The organism is Hydrogenophaga sp. GW456-12-10-14-TSB4 (genome assembly GCF_059424305.1).
In genome coordinates this window covers 25,154-43,507 of record NZ_JBWKZH010000004.1, presented here as the reverse complement: position 1 = coordinate 43,507, position 18,354 = coordinate 25,154, and the positions used below count along the sequence as shown (strand labels likewise).

Genomic DNA, 18,354 nt, shown 5'->3' with positions numbered 1-18,354 from the left:
GACAGCTACCGCGTTCTCCCGGCCCCGTGCCGGGAGAACGGTCCGGTTCCCGCCTTTCGCGTACGGCCCCGCCTCATCGGGCCGCCCCTACCCTTCACGCACGCGCTCCTCCAGATCGATGACAACGTCCGCCATGCCCGCCAGTTCGGGAGTCTGCGAGATGAAGAACTCCCGCGTGTATCCGCCGATCCGCAGAACCTCGCGCTTCATCGCCCCGAACATGCGCTTGCGCGCGGGATCCAGCGCACCGTCGGTTTCGTCCGAAAACAGCGTCCCATAGCGGCGTTCGCTGGTCTGGGCGAGGTACAGCGCCACGGCCCGTAACAGGCATTCGTTGATCCAAACCCTCTCCCCGCCACTCATCATCCGAACACTCTTGCTCTCGCCGGATTCGGCGTCGTGCACCACGATATCGAAGCCCTCCCGGAGCTCTCCCTTCGCCGTTTCCGCTTGCGTCACGATGGAAACCGTGAAGCGCGCTCCGTAGCAGGCCATCAACAGGTCATTGGCCAGTCCTGAGAGCGCCGGGCCGGCATCGTCGATGGCGAGCGCGATCAAGCCATCGTTGCTCATGCATCGCGCGAGCAAGGTCCAGTCCGCGACCGCGTTCTCCACCCGCTTCGCCTGCCACTGGACTGTGTCCCGGCGTTGGGCAAGCGCCTCCTGGCTGCGGCGCAGTTCTGCCAGGACATGAGACTGGCGGACAGCCGCCAGGTGGCACGCCTGCGCCGCCTCGCACTGAGCCATCGCACGATCGCGCTCCGCCTCTGCGGTATGCAGGCTGCGCGCGCCGAACGGCATCGGCAGGGCCAGCAGGACCGCGTCAATTCCGGCCAGCGTCTTCTGCAACTTCTCGGACTGGGCGCTGCGTTGGCCCTCGATCCCGCGCAGTGAGGCCAGAATCGCATCCCGCTCCTCGCACTCTTCCCGCGCTTGTGCCGAATCTCCGGAGCCCTCCGCTGCGCTTTTCAGCTCCTCGTCCACCTCCACAAGGCGCTGGCGTGCACTGGTCATTTCCTCCGCCTTGCCTGCCAACAGTGCCAATCGTGAAGCCCGTTCCCGGCCGCGCTCCAGTCGCTGCTCGGCCAGCCTCAGCTGTGCCTCGGCGGCCGACAAAGCGTCCACCCGACCGCGCGCTGCCTGCAGTTCGACTACCGCCTGCGCCTTCTCGTCGACCAGACGCCGCAGCACTCCTTCGGCGCTCGGAATCAGCGCCTTGGCCTCACGGGCGTCGGCCAGCAACTGGCAGTCTCCCTGCATCGGCAGCCCACTGCACGGAACCTCCCTGGTGAGCGCGAATCGACGACCCAGCGACTGCGCCCGAAGAGCGGCTTGGCCGGCCTCCCGTTCGATGGCCTCGATGCGCTGCGCGCCCAGGCGCACGGCGCTGCGCGCCTGCTCCCACGAGGCGACTGCCGCCCGCTCCTGCTGGACACGATCCGCGCGCGCAGCCAACGCCCGCTCGGCCAGTGGCAGCCGCCTGACCGCACGCTCAACCAACGACGCGCGCGACAGCAAAGCACCGCACTGCGCTTGAACCGCCAGCGACCTGTCGCGCCGTTGGCGGGCCTGTGCGACCCGCTGCGCAGTCCGCTGGTCGAGGCGTTCGAGCCTTTGCCGGTCGAGGCGTTCGCGCTCCCCGAGGTCACTGACCGCCGCGCGGTCCGCGGCCTGCGCAGCGGAGCGCTCTTCCTGCAATTGGCTGCGCCTCGCATCCGTCTCGCGGCTCTGATCGCGCTGCGCCACCAAGCGAGCACAGGACTGGCGCAGTTCCTCCAGCTTCGCCGTTGCCATGGCGGCATCCGCCAGGGCCCGCTGTACACGTGCAGGCGCGTCGACTGCCTTCGCCAGCTCACGTACAACCTCTGCCTCGTCCTCATCGATGACCGAGAGTTCCTGGCGGATCGCCACCAGCCCCGCCTTCAACAATTTTGCCGTCTGCGTCGCCTTGGCCCCAAGCTCACGGATCTGGTCCTGCGCCAGCAGATCAGCGAGCAAGCTCTTGATCTCGCCGTTGCGGTAGTCCGAGAGCTGTCGTTTGCCCTGAGCACCAAACACCGATGTAAAAAACGTGTCGGCGCTGCCGCACAGATGCTCGACACAACGGGTGTAGGTCTCAACCTTGCCGTCGGACACGGTGCCGTCGTCCAGCACCACCGGTCGCCACACGCCGTCGTCGGCCAGCGCACTCAGGTAGGCCTCCGTCCTTCGCCGGCCATTGAGACGGATGACCACCTGGGTTCGGTAGCAGCGCCCCTCCAAGGCCCAGGTCAGGTCCTTCTCGCTCTCTGGAAGGAAAACGTGGTCGTAGTAGCTGAAGCCGCCTGCGCCCGCCATCGCCACCCTCGAGGGCATGGTCAGGAACGGGTGCATGTTGTCGAGCACGGTGCTCTTACCACGCCCGTTCGCGCCGGTGATGGCCACCAGTTGCGCACCATCGCACAAAGCCTCGAAGTCCAGCGTCAGGCTATCGAGGCGCAGTCCATCGCGGATGCCGCGAAAGCCTTTGAGGGTGAGAGACAGGAGTTGCATGGTGGCAGGTCCGTGTTGGGGGTGGAGATTGCATCGGTCAATGGCATCCCAGTCTCTCGCTCCCATTGAGACCTTCAAGGTCGCTGCATTCGAGTCCGCTATGCTTTGCATAGTCAATGATCATGAAAGAACAACGACTTGAGCCGAACATTCTTTGCGTACCACCTCACCCACCACTTCGGTCCGTTCAGCCTGCACAGCTACCACACCAACAACACGACGGTTCGGGAGGGAGACCAGGTGTATGTCGTCTCCGGCGATGACACCATCGGTGGTGGTAAGGACTACTCGCTCGAAGGCCTGTTCCGCATTCACCGCCGCATCGACGGCCCCTTCGAGTTGATGAACCTCAAAGGACAACCAGCGACATTCCAGTACCGGCTCTCGATGTCCGCGATCCGCGTGCCCGATGCCCCGATTCCGCTGCAACAAGCACCGTGGTACGACCGCCAGGAAGTCCACCGCTTCTTCTCAAGCGGGCAGAACTTCAACCCGCTGCCCATCGAGCCGGACTACAAGGAGCGATTCGACGCCCTGCTGGCAGGCTTTGGCCAATCGGCCGCCAACGAGCTAGCCGATGACCTGGCGGAGATCGAGCGGACCGTCCCCGACGCCACCCAACGCGAAGCGTTCATCCAGGCACGCATCGGGCAGGGACGCTTCCGAGCCGATGTGACACGCCTCTGGGGACGCGGCGAGGTCTGCGCGCTCACCGGCATTGCACTGCCCGAACTGCTGATTGCGTCCCACATCAAGCCTTGGCGCGACTCATCCAATGAAGAGCGTCTCGACCCCGCCAATGGGTTGCTACTGGCCACGCATGCCGACAAGCTGTTCGACCGGCACCTGCTGAGCTTCGATCTGCAGCGTGGAGAGCTGCGCAGCGTGATCGCACCCATCGCCCGTTCCGATGCGGCCCGACTCGGGCTGACGCCGGGCATGCAGTTGCGTGCTGCGCAACTCTCCCCCAGCGCGGCGCGTCGGCTTGAGGCCTATCTGGCGGGGCATTTCGGGCGCTTCCTGCTCCGAAAAGCCCGCCTGGCCACGAGTGGTTGAACAGACTTTGCGCCATGCCAGGCCCATGACCGCCCCATGACCGGCCGACTACAGCGTGCCTGAATCCCCTAGATGATGGAGGGTTTGGCGATTTCTCTGCGGCAAAACTCTGAGGCCAGCAAGTACAGGAACTGCTGCGGCTGCCCCGTAATGAAGTCCTGCACGCGCGGGCCAAACGCGCCGTCCGTGATGGACGGAAAGTGATGGGGCCTGTAGCGCGTGATCGACCCCAGGTAGTAGGCCAGGGCGTAAATTGACAAGAGCTGTGGCAAGGTGTGCGCCGCCTCGGCGGCTGGCCGCAGATACACGTAGTGCCTGCGATACGGCGGAATTGTCGACACGGTCGCCCACAGTTTCGACCGCACCACGGAGAAAAGCGCCTCCAACGAGTTGGCGTACTTGGTGTTAGGGCAAACGATGGGCGCCACCTGCTGGAAGCAAATCAACGCCCGACCGGCACCGTCCAGCTCCTGGCAGGTCACTGGCGCGAAGGCAGGAGCCAATCCGGACTCCGTCAGGAAATTGGCCGCGCTGACACCGATGCGCGACAGATCATCCGACACGAAGTAGAAGCACAACCAGAGTTCGCGCGTCGGCTTGTTCACGAAGGTATGGATGTCGTGCACCGCGACGAAACGCTCCTTCTTGTTCGTGGCGAACGACCAGAGGCGGTGTCCGGGCAAGATCTGTGGCAGCAGCACCGTCACGTCGTAATCGTGCTGCGCGGGCAATCCAGCGCCGCCCAACGCATTCATGAACTCCGAAAAATTCTGGAGATTCCCATGTGCATTCGGACTGGGAAAAGCACGCAGGAATGCGTCAACGAGTTCGCGATTCCCAGGAGCGCGCAGCATCTCCGACATGCCGTGCTGCGCCTTGTCGAACGTTGTTCGCGTGCCCCTTGTCAGGCAGAACGCCTTGACCAAGTTCATGAAGCAGTAGTAGAGCGCCAATGGGCGTGCCGAGACGCGCTGCGTGTCGGTGGCGCCTTCGTAGAAGTCGCGCGCCTGGCGAATGCAGGCAAGAGCCTCGGAGCGCGCGCTTGCCGGGCAGTTCGCCTTGACCGCTTGGTCGATCAGTGCCCATGGGTCCAGCGTGAACAGCAGCGACTGGAGGCTGGCATTGCCTTTGGGTCCGACCTTGGTCGGCCAGAAGCTGAATGGGATCAGCTTGCTGTTCACCCGCAACCGCTCGCCGGCCCGAGCCGCAGGTAGCTTCATTGGGAGCGGGGTTCCTGTACCCCCATGCGGAATAGAGCGAACGCGGTCATGATTTTCAAGTATAAGCCCCGGTCGCGCGCCCCTCTGAACGGCACTGGAAAGCGCAGCACCTCTTTGAGGTTCGACACGAAAAAAACCTCAACGCTCGGCATAGCATTGCTCGGACCAACCGCTGCGCGGTGGGAGTCTGTCGGCCTGGATCCTTTCGACTGCCGGATCGAGTGAAAGGCACCGACCAGCGACCGGATGGATACACGCGTGCACTCCCTCACATCATCGAAGCCTCGGCCTCCTCCAGAGGATCGGCCGCCGAATGCGGCCCCGGTTGCAAGCGCTCGCGAACTGCCGATTCGGCATCTGCAGTGCGGCTACCTTCGCCGCGCAGCAAACGCTCCGAAATGTCATCCGGTGACTCTTCGCTCAGTTCAGCCAAGCATGCCAGCAGGGGTTCGGCATTCACATCCGAGATCCGTGCCCACGCACGCAGTTTGTCGGCGAGATTCGATAGCCGGGAGATGCCTGCTGCGCGGGTTCGCACCACAGGGACGATCCGCCCTTCGAGCTTCGTCTCAGCGGCACCTGCCAACATGCGTTGGATGGCATCGCGGTCCACGGCGCTGCGATCCTCTTCCCCGACCGTCCACCGCACGCGAACGCTCGCACCGGACACGTCCTTCTGCTCCAACGCCTCGCGCAGCGCTGCAAGATCGGGCCGACCTTCGAAGACGATGTCGACGGTCCGCCGCGCAGGCGTCGGGACCAAGGCGGCGCTCGCGGAAGCCGCATCCACGTCCCATAGCAGGAAGCCCTTATCGCCGTCCTCGCCGTAGTGGAAGCGACCAATGGACCCGGCATAGGCGACAAGCTGTCTTCCCACCTTGCCGACCTGGTCCCAGAATTGGTGACGGTGAATGTGGCCGAGCATGAAGGCTTGCGCTTCAGCGGCGAACAGGGCGCCCGTCGTGAACTCGTGGTCGAAGCCGGCCATCGGAACGCCGTGCTCGCTGACCGAGCCGAACACCGTCCCGTGGGACACACCGATGGTCGGCAGGCCCGCCGATCGCGCGAGCCGATTCGCCGGGCCAAAACCCAGCAGCAGGCGCGCGAGATGTTCGCCCACCGCTGACGCAGCCTGGGCCGATCCGACCGTTGCCGCGACCGTGGCCTTGTTGACCGTGGGCAGGCAGGAGAACAGTGCGACCGTGTCCGCCGGCAGCGCTTCGAAGTGCCATTGCGGCGACCGGATCCATCCGCAGCGCTGCGTCAGCGCGACCTGTTGAATGCTGTCGGCCACATGGATCGGGTGCCGCCCGCCGACCGACCGGAACATGTCGAGCGTGCCGGGCGGCTCGTGCGAGTAGGTGCCCTGCAGCATCAGGACGGGGCAGCGATCGGCAAGGCGGCGAACCTGGGCCACCAGCCGAGCTACGGCCGGCGCGTGCAGATCGAGCGCGTGGTCCGTCGCGTCGCCGGAGATGACGGCAGCCTGCACACCCAGCGCCAATGCCTGGTCGATGGCGGCGCAGAAGCAGCGGTCGGCTTCGGCCAAGGTCTTGGTCCCGTAGTGAAGATCGGAGAAATGTGCGATGCGCATGACGCGGCCTCCTTCATGCACTGAGCTTGAGCTCGGTCTCGATCTTGTCAACGTAACCATCCGGATCCCGGCCGTACCGCTCCAGTTCGTCCCAGGCGCGGCCGCGGCCGTGCGGATTGATCCGCCACCCTCGGCCCCAGCGGCGGTCCGCATAGATGCCGTAGCGCTCCGCTGCGATGCCCATCGCCTCGACCCTTGCCAACACCTGCTTCAGGGTTGACCGTCCAGGCTGCGCGGGTCCAGCGTCGTCGCTCATGCCATCCGTGAACGAGGGAACTGCGCCGTCCATGGGGTCCTCGCCTGGCACCGGCCGATCCTCGAGCACGTGCGTGGAAAGCTGCGCTTGCCGGAGCACCGCCTCCTCGTCCTCTTGATCGCGCAGCAGCGCCGTCACGTCCACAGGCGCCTCGAGTTCGATGATCCATTGGGGCACCCGCACCGCCCGCCCTTGCTCGTCGATGTGCGGAACATCCTTGAGGATCTTGGTCAGGAAAAACGTGGTGTGGTCCCGCCCCAGGAAGCCGGAGATGCGTCCGCCACGCATCATGGCGATGGCCTGGAAGCGCTGGATGGCCGCGCTCATCGCGTAGAAGCTCGTGGTCGGCAGTTCCAGTGCGCTGATGGAGCGGATGCCAGGAATGAAGAACAGGAAGCGGCCCGCGAGGTTGCATTGCCGCGCCTGGTATTCGTGGCAGGACTCGGGATCGCAAATGCCGCCGTTCTCCTCGCGCGGCACCGCCTTGCGCCCGCCGAAGATGCGGATCGTGCGCCTGCCCGTGTCGTCCACCGGCACGGGTGCATGGCGCATGCAGTGGCGCACCTGGCCGTCGGGCGCGTACTGAGACCAGAAGCGCTTCTCGTGCGTGCCCCATGCCGCCAGTTCGTGCGGCATCACGGTCTGCCAGTGGTCGGACGGAAACACCACCGGGAAACGGTACAGCCGGTGGCCCTGGCCGCGGTCTTCTCCGTAGGTGTCCAGGATGTCCCTGGCCATCTCCGGGTTGGGGAAGTCCGCTGCGCGCACCGTGAACCACGGCACGTTCCGTGGGACCAGCGGCGCCTTCAGCTGGGGAATCGCATCGGCGATCGTCCGCTCGATCTGCTCGAACGATTGCCCCTCGGCCACGCCCCGGGCGTAGATCGCCCTGGCCTCGGGCCGCTCGGCTGCCTTGCGGGTCAGGACCATGATGCCTGGCCGGATCTTGCCGCCGGTGGGGATGCGTGGGGCCAACTGCCCCAACAGCGTGGGTGGGACGGGCGAGCCGCCGTGGACCTTGACGATAGCGTTTGCCATTGGACACTCCTTCATGAGACGTCTGTGGTTGGACGCTTCATGCTCTCCCCCCAATAGGCCCCTTCAACCCCTTGCATTCCCTCCGGCCATCGCTCGCAGCTCATTTTTTGCCACGCCGGTGATGCCTTCGCAAGAGATGCTGCCCGATCTGCTGGCCTTGTCCGACGTGATGGGCACGGGCTGGTTCGGCGCGGCTGCGGCTCAGGTGCCACCCGGATCCACCGTCGCCGTGGTGGGCGATGGTGTGGTGGGCTTGCTGGCCGTGCTCTCCGCCAAGCAGCGGGGGGCTGAGCGCATCATCGTCATGAGCCGCCATGCGTCGCGCCAGCAACTGGCACGAACCCTTGGCGCCATCGACATCGTGGAGGAGCGCGGCGCTGAAGGAGTGGCTCGCATCCAGGACATGACGAACGGCCTGGGCGTGGACGGTGCCATCGAATGCGGGGCACACAGGAATCCCTGTGGCAAGCGATCCACGCCACGCGCGTGGGCGGCCATGTGGGCTACGTGGGCGTGCCCCATGGCGTGGAAATCAAGGGCGAGGAACTGTTCTTCGAGCACGTGCACCCCACGGCGGCCCAGCACCGGTGCGCCAGTACCTGCCACACCTGATCGGGCTGACGCTGGACGGTACTATTCATCTTGGACAGGTGTTCGATTTGACTCTGCCGCTGGCGCAGGTGGCCGAGGGCTACCGGGCCATGGCGCGCGCCGCGCCGTCAAGACGCAGTGGATGCCGAAATGCGGATCGAACCGGGCGTTGCGCCCACGCACATGGAAGCTGCCTCAGCGCAAGTGGCACAGCATCGTGCTCAAGCGCCTTCCTGATTGGCAACGTACCTCAGCGGGTCCGACGAGCTTCTCATTGACCGGACGCAAGCGCGCGAGATCGGCGGTGAGTCGAGCTACGAGGCTCACGGCGTGAGCCATGCTGAGGCCGCTTGCCAATCAGGTCGTTTCTTGACCTTTCGTGTGCGTGGTGGCTCACGAAGGCGAAAGTCACGATGGACTTGCGAAAAGGTCAACCTGCTACTGCCTCCCCGGCAGGGCCGGGGGGATTCCCATACGGGTTAGAGCATCACGAGGCGCAACCCTGGCGCCATCATCTCATCTCGAACAGCTCCTGATGGAAACGCGCGTTCGACACGCCCAATGGCTGCAGGCCCTTCTTCAGTGAGCTCCCCAGCGCTGCCGGTCCGCAGAACCATATGTCGGCCTCGGCCAGTCGCGGGATCTTTTGCCGCAGGTGTTCGACGCTCAGAAAGCCGTCGCTATCACTGTAATGCAGGTGCAGGTTGACTCCGGCCGCCTGCGCATGATGGCGGAGGAAATCGTCACCAAAAGGGTAAGGAGTCGGCACCGAGAGGAAGAAATCCACCGGGCGACCGTCCGGACTATGGCCGAGTTGCTGCATGCGCGCGATGAAGGGCGTGACGCCCACGCCACCGCCGATCCAGACCTGGCGCGGCGCATCGCCGCTGAAGTCGAACCGGCCCCACGGGCCCTCGACCTTCACCGCGTCGCCGACCTTCAGCCGGCTCGCCAGCCCGTTGGTGTAGTCGCCAAGCTCCTTGATGAGGAAGGAAATACGCCCGTCCCCGGTCCACGCGCTGGTGATCGTGAAGGGGTGCGGCTCGCGGTCGGAATCCATCGTCAGGAAGGCGAACTGTCCCGCCTGATGTCCCTTCCAGCGACCGTCGAGCTGCATCTCGACCAAAAGCGTTCTTACGGCTTCGTGATAGGTCAGGCCGACAATCTCGCCCATCGTCCGGTCGTCCGCCACCTGGAAGCTGCGCAGCAGGCAGATGATGCCGGCCGCGGCACCCGCCACGACCAAGACAGCGAGCACCGGGCCCAGTGGCGTCGCCCAGTAACGGCTGTCGAGGAGCACGACCGTATGAAAGACCAGGACCAAGTAGGTCGGCACGAACAGCCAATGCGTCTTGAAAAACAACCGATAGGGGAAGCGCTTGACCAGCGCCAGAACACTGAGGACCAGCACGAATTTCCACGCCTGATCGCCGATGAACACCGCCAGATCATGCTGAGCAGGCAGCAATCCTTCCCAGTTTCTGGCGGGCATGGCCGACGGCGCTTCTGCCTCGCCACCCCCGACGAAGCCATAGGCCTGCCAATGGATAGCGGCCACGATCAGATTAGCGATACCCAGCCATTTGTGCAGGCGATACATCTTGTCCAGACCACCCATCCACGGCTCGACGATACGGGGCCGCGCCGCCAGGATGAGCGACAGACTCATCAAGACGATGGCGAGAACGCCCGTCCCTTGCATGAAGGCGTCGCCGGCGCGGCGAGTCCCGGGAGCGTCCAGCCAGCGTGGCGCCTCAGCCGTGATCCCAAGAATCAGCGTGATGACAAAAACTCCTGCGAAGAACAGATGAATGCGCCTCAATTGGGACCTCCTGGCTTGGGGTGCGGCCGTGGCAACGCAACGGATGATCAGACGCTACACCACAACCGGCCGCTCAGATGGACCGGAGATTGACGCAAATCAAAGGCCATACTGATGGGTTTGGAAACCTGCTTCAGCCAGCCGGCCGACCGCCTCCGCCGCGCGTGGACGAGGCGTCAAGGGCTAGGGTTAACGAATGACCTTCCGATAGCCGAGCCACTAAAAACTTCTCCGGCAGGCCTTCAAGCGCACAGCGGGCGTCAGGGCTGGCTGGTTTCCAATCAGGAGCGACTTTTGATCGCGGCGCTGCCGGGGTTCTTCGTCATCACGCGGCTTGCGGGCGCAAGGCCGCGCTAGGCTGCGACGCTACTCAAGCCCAGCCCCGGCGGATCCATAGATCAAGGTAGGCATCCATGGCTTCGTCGAGCCTGCCGCTCCTGAAATACAGGGGACGCGATCGCCCAAGGAGCGCGGAGTCCGCACGCAGGCTTGATGCGCGGCGCGCCGTCCCCTCTCTGTTCAAGCAATCCTCGATCTCGGGTCGCGCGACTTCCACGGGCCGAACGCCTGTGGCCAGCAGAAGAAAAAAGCAGGGTCGTGTCCTTCAGATGGTGATGGCTTTGCAGCCGAATGCGTGCGGCGCCTCTGACAACCTCATCCTCACGCATCGCAGGCGACATCGCGTGCGGGGCCATACGAGCAGCGGGGGCAGGAATCGATCCGGTCCCCGACACCAGCGTGCCTCGCGGCGGACACGCAACCGGACGGCATGCTCGCCACCCCGGCCTCATCGTGCCGGCGCAGCCGTGTTCAGGCCGACAGGCAGCGCGTGACCTCCTCGTCGATCGCCCAGTGAAGAAACTGCGTGTCGAGCGACACGCCCCAGTAGTGGGCTTTGCACTTCGCCACATAGGCATCCAGGTCCGCGAGTGTGCGGATGCCCGCTGGCTCGATGTCGGTCAGCCAGTGAAGTTGGTCGATTTCCTTGCGAGTGAGTCGAATCTGGGAGCCCAGGCGGATCATGGTGTCTACCTCGTAGGCCTCCATGTTGGCGCAAGCGGCGGGTGCCGTGTTCGAGTTCCTCGATGCATCGGAAAAAATATCTATGGCGTCACCCGGGTGACAGCAGGAACTGTCTGCAGATTCACGTGCCCATCCACAGCGGCCCATGAGTTCGCGCAGCGTAACGACCTCGCAACATCGCCGCGCCATTCGCCACTGCAAAGCGACCAGCCACGCGTGCATTCCCGGGACGATGTGGGCAATCCGCTTGATGCGCTGGCATTCGTGGATCACACTTGCGCAGGTGTTGCCTTTCAGCGTAAAGGCTCCCCGGCCACGTGCCGGCGTCGCAGGCGTTACCTGCCCTGAAAACCGTGCCGACTCTCGTTGTGCACCCATTTCCCACCGGGGACGCCGTCCCCGAGGGAAGAGGCGTCTCCACCTTTTTTCTGCATGGAGACCGCCATGAATCTATCCGTCTTGAGCCGCGAGGCTCTGGTCGACGAGTTCCTCTGTACCGCTTCGCGCACCTCGCCAGGTCCGACAGCGCTGGCCCGCGACGGCGCAGCGGGCCTCTGCTCGCCACGCGAAGACCAGCTGCGGCAGTTGCTGGGCCTTGCCAAGGAGTTGCTGTTGCGCGACCTTCAACGCGATCTCAGCCTTGCACCGCTGATGGATCGGCCGCAGAGCCTGCGCGACTGGTTGGCACTGCGCTTCTCGGGGCTGGACCACGAGGTCTTCCTCGTCGTCTTTCTCGACGCGCATCACCGCCTGCTGGATGCCGAGGTGATGTTTCGGGGAACCCTGACCCAGACATCCGTCTATCCTCGAGAGGTCGTGAAGGCCGCCCTGGCGCGCAACGCGGCAGCCGTGGCGTTCGCCCACAACCACCCCAGTGGAGTGCCGGAGCCGAGCCGCTCGGACGAAACGCTCACCGCCACGCTCAAGAGCGCCTTGATGCTGGTGGATGTCCGGGTCATCGACCACTTCGTGGTCGCCGGGGATCAGTTCCTGTCGATGGCCGAGCGCGGTCTGGTCTGACGACCACCACATTTCGACCTGCCGACGTTGAATCGAAGGGAGTTATTCAGGAGGCCGGGCCCACCGCATCCCACCGGTGGCGGAGCCAGGCACTTCGCACAAGGAGTACCACATGGAACCTGACTGTATTGAGGGCCTGCGTGAGCAGGCCGAGTCGCTCGCCGCCCTGTCGCTGTCGCACCTCACACCGGACACGCGACAACGCCTTCAAGAAGACGAGTTGTCGGTGAACGCCTACCCGACGGACTTCGGAGGCTTCGTCTACGTCGGGGCGCCCCGCCACCGGCATCCGGCCGAAGCCGACCTGGCGCCGATTTTCGAGGCCGCCGAACAGGCCGGCATCATCTGGCTCAAGTTCGACTGCGAAGCGCCCGTCATTCGCGGACTGCCGGTGTTCCGAAGCCGAGGGTCTGCAGCCTGACCCGCCCAGCCGCCAAGCGGATCCTACGACCGAGAGGGGCCGTGGGTGCTCGTAGGCAAGGCCGGCATCGGATCGCCGGCATGCCAGCACCAGGCCCCAGGCCCTGCGGCATGCAGCGCCCTCTCCTTCATCGCACGGTCCTTCGGATGCAGGAACTCGCTGCTCATGTGCAAGCCGACGGGCGCCGCGCCGCAGTCGAGCAGCAGCGCATTCGGGAAGGGCGCCGCGCTCAAGGCGTCGTAGCGCAGCGGCTTCACGAAGCGCCGCTGCCGCTCGACCAGCGCCCCGATGAGCGGGATCTCATGCACCCCTTCGACCGGAATCCACTGCTCGCTGACCAGCATCACGGTGGCAACGTCGATCTCGTAGGTGAACTCGCGCCGCGCGTGGATCAGTGCGGCCAGGATCAGGCGCACGCGGTGGCCCGAATCGGCATCGCGCGCTTCAAACAGTGCCGCATGCGAGCGAGCAAGCCGGTCCCAGCTTCGAGCGTCCATCAGCAGGGGCGCATCCGGCATGTGGCGGACCCAGACCCGGCAACCGTGATCTCCTCGCTCGCTCCCCTTGAATTCGCCGATCACCAGCGCCATCGGTGCGCTCCCATCCCGCGGCTGCAGGATCGCCAGCTTGTCCCGGCGGCGGCGCGCGATCTCGGCTTTCGCGGATTCGTTGAACGGCTCCGGCACGTAGAGCCGCTCGGCCAGCGGCGTGCCCTTGATCTCGATCTCCTGAGCCGCCTCGAGCAGGTACTTGTGCAGGACGCCCTGATTGCGACGCCCGGCCATCGCGGGCGTCCACCGGTTGAACCCCGCACGCTCGAAGAGGAAGTGCAGAGCGGCACGCAGCGACATCCGACGCCGTGGCACCGCGATCTCGCCCGGATCGCACGCTTCGCCGCGTGCGATCGCACGGCCGTTGACGCGGGCCCACGGGAAATCGACCCGCAGCTCGACACGGCCCGGCCGGGTCTCCAGCACCGCCTCCCCGACAAGATCCCCCAACCCGGACAGGGCACCCTCGGGCTCGTAGGAAGGACAAGAGGGGTGATGTTCTCTCCCGCTCTCGGGCATGCGCTTGACCAGGTACCGGTGGTGACGCGCCACATACATCTCGACCCCGCGTGGCACGCACAGGCAGCGCGGCCTCTCGGCCGTCTCGTGGATCTGGGCCAGGGCGTCCTGCAGGGCGGGATCGGTTGCGTCCCAGACCTTGCCCCGAATCGCGAACCGCTGCGCTTCAGGCCCAGGATCATGAGGGTCATCGGCCACCACGGCTACACCAGTTCGCTGGTCAGGGCATCAAGGCTGGGCAGCCGCCGGGGAAACTGCTCGCGCACCGCACCTCGGTCAGCGATGCCGAGCAGCAGGCCGACCTGGGACTCGTCCGCCCCGCGCGAGTAGAGACGATCGGCGACGGTATGGCGCACCGTCAAGGCGGTGACCTGCTTGAGCTCCGCGTACCGGAGGAGCTTTCGATAGGTTTCCTGGATCGCACGGCATCTGAATCGCCGCTGGCCGTTCTCGCCATACGGTCGGATCTCGAAGCCTGCGCCACTTTGCGACAGGAACAGCCGGCTGTGGGGATCGAGGCCGCGGTACTTCCCTGGCGCGCCCAGCCCCCCGCCGACCGCGACACGGTCCGCGAGGTAGGCGTCCAGTGCCTGCGTGAGCTGCGCGCTGTGGAAGTACAAGGGACGTGCCCTGCCGGTGATAGCCACCTCCGCGCGGAATTCGGAGATGGCGCGCATGCTTCCATCGGCGTTCACGTAGTCCCGCACTTCGAGGCGAGCGATCTCCAACGGACGTGCGCCCGTGGCCAGCAGCACCAGGTACAGCGCCAGATCCTCCAGCGGCTGCTGGCTTCGCCCACGGATGCGCAGCGCACCAGCGGCGATCTCCTCGTCCGAGAGAATACGCACGCTGCGCCCGGGCGCCGGTTCGATCTCTGAGAGCCGCTCGAGCGCACCAAGTATCGCGACGCGATGCAATCGGAGCCGACGCACGAAACTGGCACCGTCGGCGTTCAGCCCGTCGATGCCGGCCGTGCCCGCCACATGCACGGCGACCCCTTTGATCCTGCGTTCCACCGCCGTGCGGCTCACACCATGTTCGGCAGCGACGGACTCGTAGGTCTCACCTTCGAGCACGGCACGCAGCATGTCGATCGACAGCGCCAAGGTGCGCGGTCGTCCGTTCTGGCTGTCGTCGGGTGAGTCCTGCCGTCGCACGCCACCAGCTCCACGTCATTTCAATGAGTCCATTGGCAGATGCTGCAGGTGGCCGGAGCTGGGCGCCAGCCGAAATCGCGGCCGATTGCGGGGGATTTCAACGTCAGGCCTCCATCCAATCCCAACAACGCCGATGGAAAGATCGCCGAACCGCAGGCTGCCCATGTGACCGCGTTGAAGGCGGCCGGCCGGCCTCACGTGATATTGCACGGACTGCTTCGCTCGTTCGGCACTTTGTCCAAATGGTGTGAGGTTCGAATCGGCGTAGTGGCACAGATCCAGGGGCAAAAATCTTCCGCCATTGTTGAGAAGCACTACCGCCGGCGACCGCTGGATTTGCGCCGCAAGTGGCACGACCAGATCGAGACCTAGGTGCTGAGCAGGCTGGCATCAAGCTCCTCCTCGGGGGCAAAGATGCTTCAGGAGCGCCCCTCAACTGGCGGAAACAACGAATATTCAGCAGGACTAAATCCTACAACCTTAAGGAGCCTGATGCGTTCCACTCAACAACTTAGCATCACGCTTCCCAACGACATGGCCGAGGCCGTGCGCGCCAAGGTAGCGTCTGGTGAATGTGCCACCGACAGTGAAGTGATCCGCGATGGCCTGTGTGTGCTGCTGGTCCGTGACTGTGTCGTCGAAGAGTGGCTGCGTGGGAGCGTGGCTTCCACGTTCGACGCCATGAAGGCAGACCCCGCGCGCGCCGTGAGCGCCGAAGACGTCAAAGCGCGGCTCGCCGCAGTCGCGATAAAGGCCCGGGCGAGGAGTGCAAATGCACTATGAGGTCGTCTTCGCTCTGGAAGCCAATGACCAACGGGAAGAACTCTTTCTGCACATCGCCGACAAGGACTCTGTGCTCACTGCCGAGAGGTACACCAACGCGATCATCGCCACTTGCGAAGATTTGACGCCGTTCCCGCACCGAAGTGTGCCGAGAGACGGCATTTGTCCCGGGCTGCGCGTGACGCATCACAAGGGCCACGCCATCATTGCTTTTTCGATCGACGAAGCCCTCCATCGGGTCACGATTCTGGGCGTGTACTACGGAGGACTGGACTACGAGCAGCGCATGGGTGCTGCGGGCCACTGATCCCAAAAGTCGCTCTCGACCGAGGATGGTTTCAATGCGAGAAGTAGACGGGAGAGGATGACGCCGATGAACGCCGTGAACTGTATGAAAACGTTTGGTCGCTGCCCATGACCGAAGTTGGCTTCGGCGCTTGGAATTGCCGAAGTCGGCTCGGCCAAAGCTTGCCGCCGCAATGCGGTACCGGCTCCACCCCATGGTTACTGGGCCAAGCTTAGAGCGGGACGGACGAATCCGTTGCCAACCCGGAGCTTGATGTCGATGTGCACTTGGCGATCAGTGATCCCGAGGAGCGAACGCGCCAGCGTGCATTGGAAGAGGGGCGCACCGAATTGCTGAAAACCCGTCCGGGTCCAGCGGTCTCGTGCACATGCCCAGGCTCACCCGCAATTCATTTCTCATGAATGGACCCGACGCCTTTTGCAAGCTCCTTTTGGTGATGTTCAACGGTCTGCACACATGTATACGGCTTGCTGATGGGCAGTCGCCAATGCATGCCCGCATGCCTTGATGAGATCCGCGCGTTCCATCCTTAGCAGCAGTTCGGCTTGAGTGCTCAGCCGACAAGAAGTACAGGCTCCCGGAACGCTGGTCTAACCGGTTCTGTCATCACGTTTAAGAGGTTTCGCAAACCAGTGTGGGTGCTCTCCCTTTTTTGTGGCTTTGAACTCGGTCGCAGCTACGCCGCACCCATCGCGGGGCAGTAGCTGGTCTCGTGACTCAACATCGTCTGAATGATCCGTGCTTTTTTGTTTGCCAGCGCAACCGTCGCACGGTTGTATCCGCGCCGGGCAATCAATTCCTGCAGCCAGCGACTTCGCGCATCAGATTTGCAGGCAACACGGATCAGTACCGATCGCGCCCCGTGGATAAGCAGTGTCCGCAGATAGCCGTCACCGCGTTTGCTGATGCCGAGCAGACGGTTCTTTCCGCCTGATGAGTGTTGCCATGGCACCAACCCGATCCACGCAGCGAGATGTCGTCCATTCTTGAACGCTTTGGCGTCCCCCACCGCCGCAACGATTGCCGTTGCCGTGATGGATCCCACACCAGGAATGGTTGCGAGTCGTTGGCACAAAGCCGAGTTCTTCATGAAGGATGTGATCCAGTCCTCGGCTCTACTTATCTGGTTTTCGATCACCCGGAACTGCTCAAGAAGCATGGTCAGCACGGACTGGCAGAACGTGGTCAGCTCCCATCCGGCTCCGAGAGGATGTCAGGAATGGAGCGTTTGAACGCCGCAGGTGACTTGGCGATGATGATCCCGCGCTCAGCGAGCAGCCCTCTTGCCTGGTTGATCAGGGCTGTGCGCTGGTGCACCAACAGCTCACGAACACGATGAACTGCCTGAATGTCTTGTTGCTCAACAGATTTCACAGGTACGAAGTTCATGCTTGGGCGGCAAGCAGCCTCAACAATGGCCTCGGCATCGTTCCTGTCGTTCTTGTTCGTTTTGACGAACGGTTTGACGTAGTGGGGGCTGATGAGCTGGACCTCAATGCCCAGTGCTTGGAACTGCCTGGCCCAGTCGTGTGCGGAACTGCAGGCTTCCATAGCGATGGTGCGTGAACGAAGTTGACGAATCGTTTCCATCAGAACAGGGCGCGATACTTTGGATCGGTGCATCGCCTGACCTCGGCGGTCTGCTCCGTGAAGCTGAAACACACGTTTGGCAAGGTCGATCCCCAGGATGGCGATTTCCATGATGACCCCCCGCATTTCAACGGTTGATGAGGGACACACAGTTTCGCCAGAGGGTGGCGTCGGGTCCATCTCAGTAGCAATGGAGTGCTCAATGAACAATGCCGTCGTCAGGATGACCAACCTGCTCCTGCAGTTGGGACTCGAAGCGAGCGAGGGAGCCATCGCCGAATTCATCAGGAGGCACCAGTTGCCTGGCGACGTGAACGTTGCCGATTCCCCGTACTGGAACGAGGGCCAGCGACAGTTCCTCGCAGAGCAGATCAAGGCGGATGCGCCCTGGTCCATTGTTGTGGCCCCGTTGAGCGAGTCGCTGCACGAGGACGCCGTCAGGCGCCGATCGCGCAGTTGAACCATGCGGCGGTCCACGGGTGAAGCGCTGGCTCCACTTCCCTCGTGTTCCGTCGGCCCTCAAGCCACGCACTTCGGCGCGTCGCCTCGCTCTGCGATCCAGCGATGGATGTCCTCGGCTCGCCAGGCAGTGATGCCCACCGAGAGGCGGACCGGTGCTGGGAAGAGGCCAGCTTTGACCCAGCGCCAGAGCGTGGACTTCGAGAACGGCATGCACTGCAACAGCAGCCTCTGACGCACGAAACCGGATCGAGGCAAGGTGGGTGGCGAAATACCGGCGTCATAAGGAGTGGAAGATTCGGGAACGGGGACAATTTGCATGATCAGTCCTTTCATTGGCGAATAGCCAACGGTGTGAGGGCATGACCAGCTCTGTCGCAGCGGGGAATGGTCTGAACGGCTTCCGCTGCCAAGG

Annotated in this window: 16 protein-coding genes and 3 pseudogenes; 9 read left to right on the top strand and 10 right to left on the bottom strand. The window is 64.0% G+C overall.

The features are described from left to right. Positions 1-87: 87 nt before the first annotated feature. Complete coding sequence (locus tag AC07ZS_RS03230; protein ID WP_494797192.1) at positions 88-2,532, bottom strand: AAA family ATPase; 2,445 nt, start codon at positions 2,530-2,532, stop codon at positions 88-90. A 138-nt stretch (positions 2,533-2,670) separates the two neighbouring features. Between AC07ZS_RS03230 and AC07ZS_RS03225 the strand changes: the two genes are divergently transcribed. Then, positions 2,671-3,588, top strand: coding sequence for an HNH endonuclease (locus tag AC07ZS_RS03225; protein WP_494797191.1), 918 nt, complete (start codon positions 2,671-2,673; stop codon positions 3,586-3,588). A 68-nt stretch (positions 3,589-3,656) separates the two neighbouring features. Here the strand turns inward: AC07ZS_RS03225 and AC07ZS_RS03220 are convergent, their stop codons facing one another. The 3 genes from AC07ZS_RS03220 to AC07ZS_RS03210 form a co-directional block, all read right to left on the bottom strand. Next, positions 3,657-4,808 carry a YaaC family protein gene (locus tag AC07ZS_RS03220; RefSeq protein ID WP_494797190.1) on the bottom strand — a complete coding sequence of 384 codons (1,152 nt, stop codon included), beginning with the start codon at positions 4,806-4,808 and terminating at the stop codon, positions 3,657-3,659. Between the two features lie 268 nt (positions 4,809-5,076). Continuing rightward, the gene (locus AC07ZS_RS03215) at positions 5,077-6,402 is read right to left on the bottom strand and encodes a metallophosphoesterase family protein (RefSeq protein WP_494797189.1); all 1,326 of its coding nucleotides are present in this window, start codon (positions 6,400-6,402) and stop codon (positions 5,077-5,079) included. A gap of 13 nt (positions 6,403-6,415) precedes the next feature. Next, on the bottom strand, positions 6,416-7,696 hold the full coding sequence (locus AC07ZS_RS03210; RefSeq protein WP_494797188.1) for a recombination directionality factor: 1,281 nt from the start codon (positions 7,694-7,696) through the stop codon (positions 6,416-6,418). Between AC07ZS_RS03210 and AC07ZS_RS03205 the strand changes: the two are divergent. Next, a pseudogene (locus tag AC07ZS_RS03205) lies at positions 7,587-8,084 on the top strand (hypothetical protein); the annotation flags it as partial. The gene AC07ZS_RS03210 and the pseudogene AC07ZS_RS03205 sit on opposite strands and share 110 nt — an antisense overlap. 50 nt (positions 8,085-8,134) lie before the next feature. After that, a complete protein-coding gene (locus tag AC07ZS_RS03200) occupies positions 8,135-8,308 on the top strand; it encodes a hypothetical protein (protein ID WP_494797317.1) in 174 nt (57 codons plus the stop codon). Positions 8,309-8,798: 490 nt separating this feature from the next. Here the strand turns inward: AC07ZS_RS03200 and AC07ZS_RS03195 are convergent, their stop codons facing one another. Beyond that, a complete protein-coding gene (locus tag AC07ZS_RS03195; RefSeq protein ID WP_494797187.1) occupies positions 8,799-10,109 on the bottom strand; it encodes a ferredoxin reductase family protein in 1,311 nt (436 codons plus the stop codon). 810 nt (positions 10,110-10,919) lie between these two features. After that, positions 10,920-11,132, bottom strand: a complete 213-nt coding sequence (locus AC07ZS_RS03190) for a hypothetical protein (RefSeq protein WP_494797186.1) — start codon at positions 11,130-11,132, stop codon at positions 10,920-10,922. A gap of 444 nt (positions 11,133-11,576) precedes the next feature. Between AC07ZS_RS03190 and AC07ZS_RS03185 the strand changes: the two genes are divergently transcribed. Together AC07ZS_RS03185 and AC07ZS_RS03180 are read left to right on the top strand one after the other, a co-directional pair. Continuing rightward, positions 11,577-12,152, top strand: a complete 576-nt coding sequence (locus tag AC07ZS_RS03185) for a JAB domain-containing protein (RefSeq protein ID WP_494797185.1) — start codon at positions 11,577-11,579, stop codon at positions 12,150-12,152. A 112-nt stretch (positions 12,153-12,264) separates the two neighbouring features. Further along, entirely contained in the window at positions 12,265-12,573 is a 309-nt protein-coding gene (locus AC07ZS_RS03180) for a DUF5983 family protein (RefSeq protein WP_494797184.1), read from the top strand. Positions 12,574-12,596: 23 nt separating this feature from the next. On the opposite strand, the gene AC07ZS_RS03175 is transcribed toward AC07ZS_RS03180, so the two are convergent. Then, positions 12,597-13,844: a DUF1173 domain-containing protein gene (locus tag AC07ZS_RS03175; protein ID WP_494797183.1), complete on the bottom strand. Its 1,248-nt coding sequence runs from the start codon at positions 13,842-13,844 to the stop codon at positions 12,597-12,599. 2 nt (positions 13,845-13,846) lie between these two features. Continuing rightward, positions 13,847-14,749, bottom strand: coding sequence for a tyrosine-type recombinase/integrase (locus AC07ZS_RS03170; protein ID WP_494797182.1), 903 nt, complete (start codon positions 14,747-14,749; stop codon positions 13,847-13,849). Between the two features lie 168 nt (positions 14,750-14,917). Between AC07ZS_RS03170 and AC07ZS_RS03165 the strand changes: the two are divergent. From AC07ZS_RS03165 to AC07ZS_RS03155, 3 genes and pseudogenes are all read left to right on the top strand, one after another. Next, a pseudogene (locus tag AC07ZS_RS03165) lies at positions 14,918-15,172 on the top strand (preprotein translocase); the annotation flags it as partial. A 120-nt stretch (positions 15,173-15,292) separates the two neighbouring features. Continuing rightward, on the top strand, positions 15,293-15,583 hold the full coding sequence (locus AC07ZS_RS03160; protein ID WP_494797181.1) for a ribbon-helix-helix domain-containing protein: 291 nt from the start codon (positions 15,293-15,295) through the stop codon (positions 15,581-15,583). Further along, a complete protein-coding gene (locus tag AC07ZS_RS03155) occupies positions 15,573-15,890 on the top strand; it encodes a type II toxin-antitoxin system RelE/ParE family toxin (RefSeq protein ID WP_494797180.1) in 318 nt (105 codons plus the stop codon). The genes AC07ZS_RS03160 and AC07ZS_RS03155 overlap by 11 nt, the downstream gene beginning before the upstream one ends. A 676-nt stretch (positions 15,891-16,566) precedes the next feature. On the opposite strand, the pseudogene AC07ZS_RS03150 reads toward AC07ZS_RS03155, so the two are convergent. Then, positions 16,567-17,591 (bottom strand): annotated as a pseudogene (locus AC07ZS_RS03150) (IS110 family RNA-guided transposase). A 91-nt stretch (positions 17,592-17,682) separates the two neighbouring features. Between AC07ZS_RS03150 and AC07ZS_RS03145 the strand changes: the two are divergent. Then, positions 17,683-17,940: a DUF2789 family protein gene (locus tag AC07ZS_RS03145; protein ID WP_494797179.1), complete on the top strand. Its 258-nt coding sequence runs from the start codon at positions 17,683-17,685 to the stop codon at positions 17,938-17,940. Positions 17,941-17,999: 59 nt separating this feature from the next. Here AC07ZS_RS03145 and AC07ZS_RS03140 read toward each other — a convergent pair whose 3' ends face one another. Next, the gene (locus AC07ZS_RS03140; protein WP_494797178.1) at positions 18,000-18,260 is read right to left on the bottom strand and encodes a helix-turn-helix transcriptional regulator; all 261 of its coding nucleotides are present in this window, start codon (positions 18,258-18,260) and stop codon (positions 18,000-18,002) included. Positions 18,261-18,354: the final 94 nt, after the last annotated feature.

Bases quoted from the DNA above. Each gene is read 5' to 3' on its own strand.
- AC07ZS_RS03230 (WP_494797192.1), bottom strand. From the start codon at position 2,532: ATGCAACTCCTGTCTCTCACCCTCAAAGGCTTTCGCGGCATCCGCGAT.
- AC07ZS_RS03220 (WP_494797190.1), bottom strand. From the start codon at position 4,808: ATGAAGCTACCTGCGGCTCGGGCCGGCGAGCGGTTGCGGGTGAACAGC.
- AC07ZS_RS03215 (WP_494797189.1), bottom strand. From the start codon at position 6,402: ATGCGCATCGCACATTTCTCCGATCTTCACTACGGGACCAAGACCTTG.
- AC07ZS_RS03210 (WP_494797188.1), bottom strand. From the start codon at position 7,696: ATGGCAAACGCTATCGTCAAGGTCCACGGCGGCTCGCCCGTCCCACCC.
- AC07ZS_RS03200 (WP_494797317.1), top strand. From the start codon at position 8,135: ATGCGGGGCACACAGGAATCCCTGTGGCAAGCGATCCACGCCACGCGC.
- AC07ZS_RS03190 (WP_494797186.1), bottom strand. From the start codon at position 11,132: ATGATCCGCCTGGGCTCCCAGATTCGACTCACTCGCAAGGAAATCGAC.
- AC07ZS_RS03185 (WP_494797185.1), top strand. From the start codon at position 11,577: ATGAATCTATCCGTCTTGAGCCGCGAGGCTCTGGTCGACGAGTTCCTC.
- AC07ZS_RS03180 (WP_494797184.1), top strand. From the start codon at position 12,265: ATGGAACCTGACTGTATTGAGGGCCTGCGTGAGCAGGCCGAGTCGCTC.
- AC07ZS_RS03160 (WP_494797181.1), top strand. From the start codon at position 15,293: ATGCGTTCCACTCAACAACTTAGCATCACGCTTCCCAACGACATGGCC.
- AC07ZS_RS03155 (WP_494797180.1), top strand. From the start codon at position 15,573: ATGCACTATGAGGTCGTCTTCGCTCTGGAAGCCAATGACCAACGGGAA.
- AC07ZS_RS03145 (WP_494797179.1), top strand. From the start codon at position 17,683: ATGAACAATGCCGTCGTCAGGATGACCAACCTGCTCCTGCAGTTGGGA.
- AC07ZS_RS03140 (WP_494797178.1), bottom strand. From the start codon at position 18,260: ATGCAAATTGTCCCCGTTCCCGAATCTTCCACTCCTTATGACGCCGGT.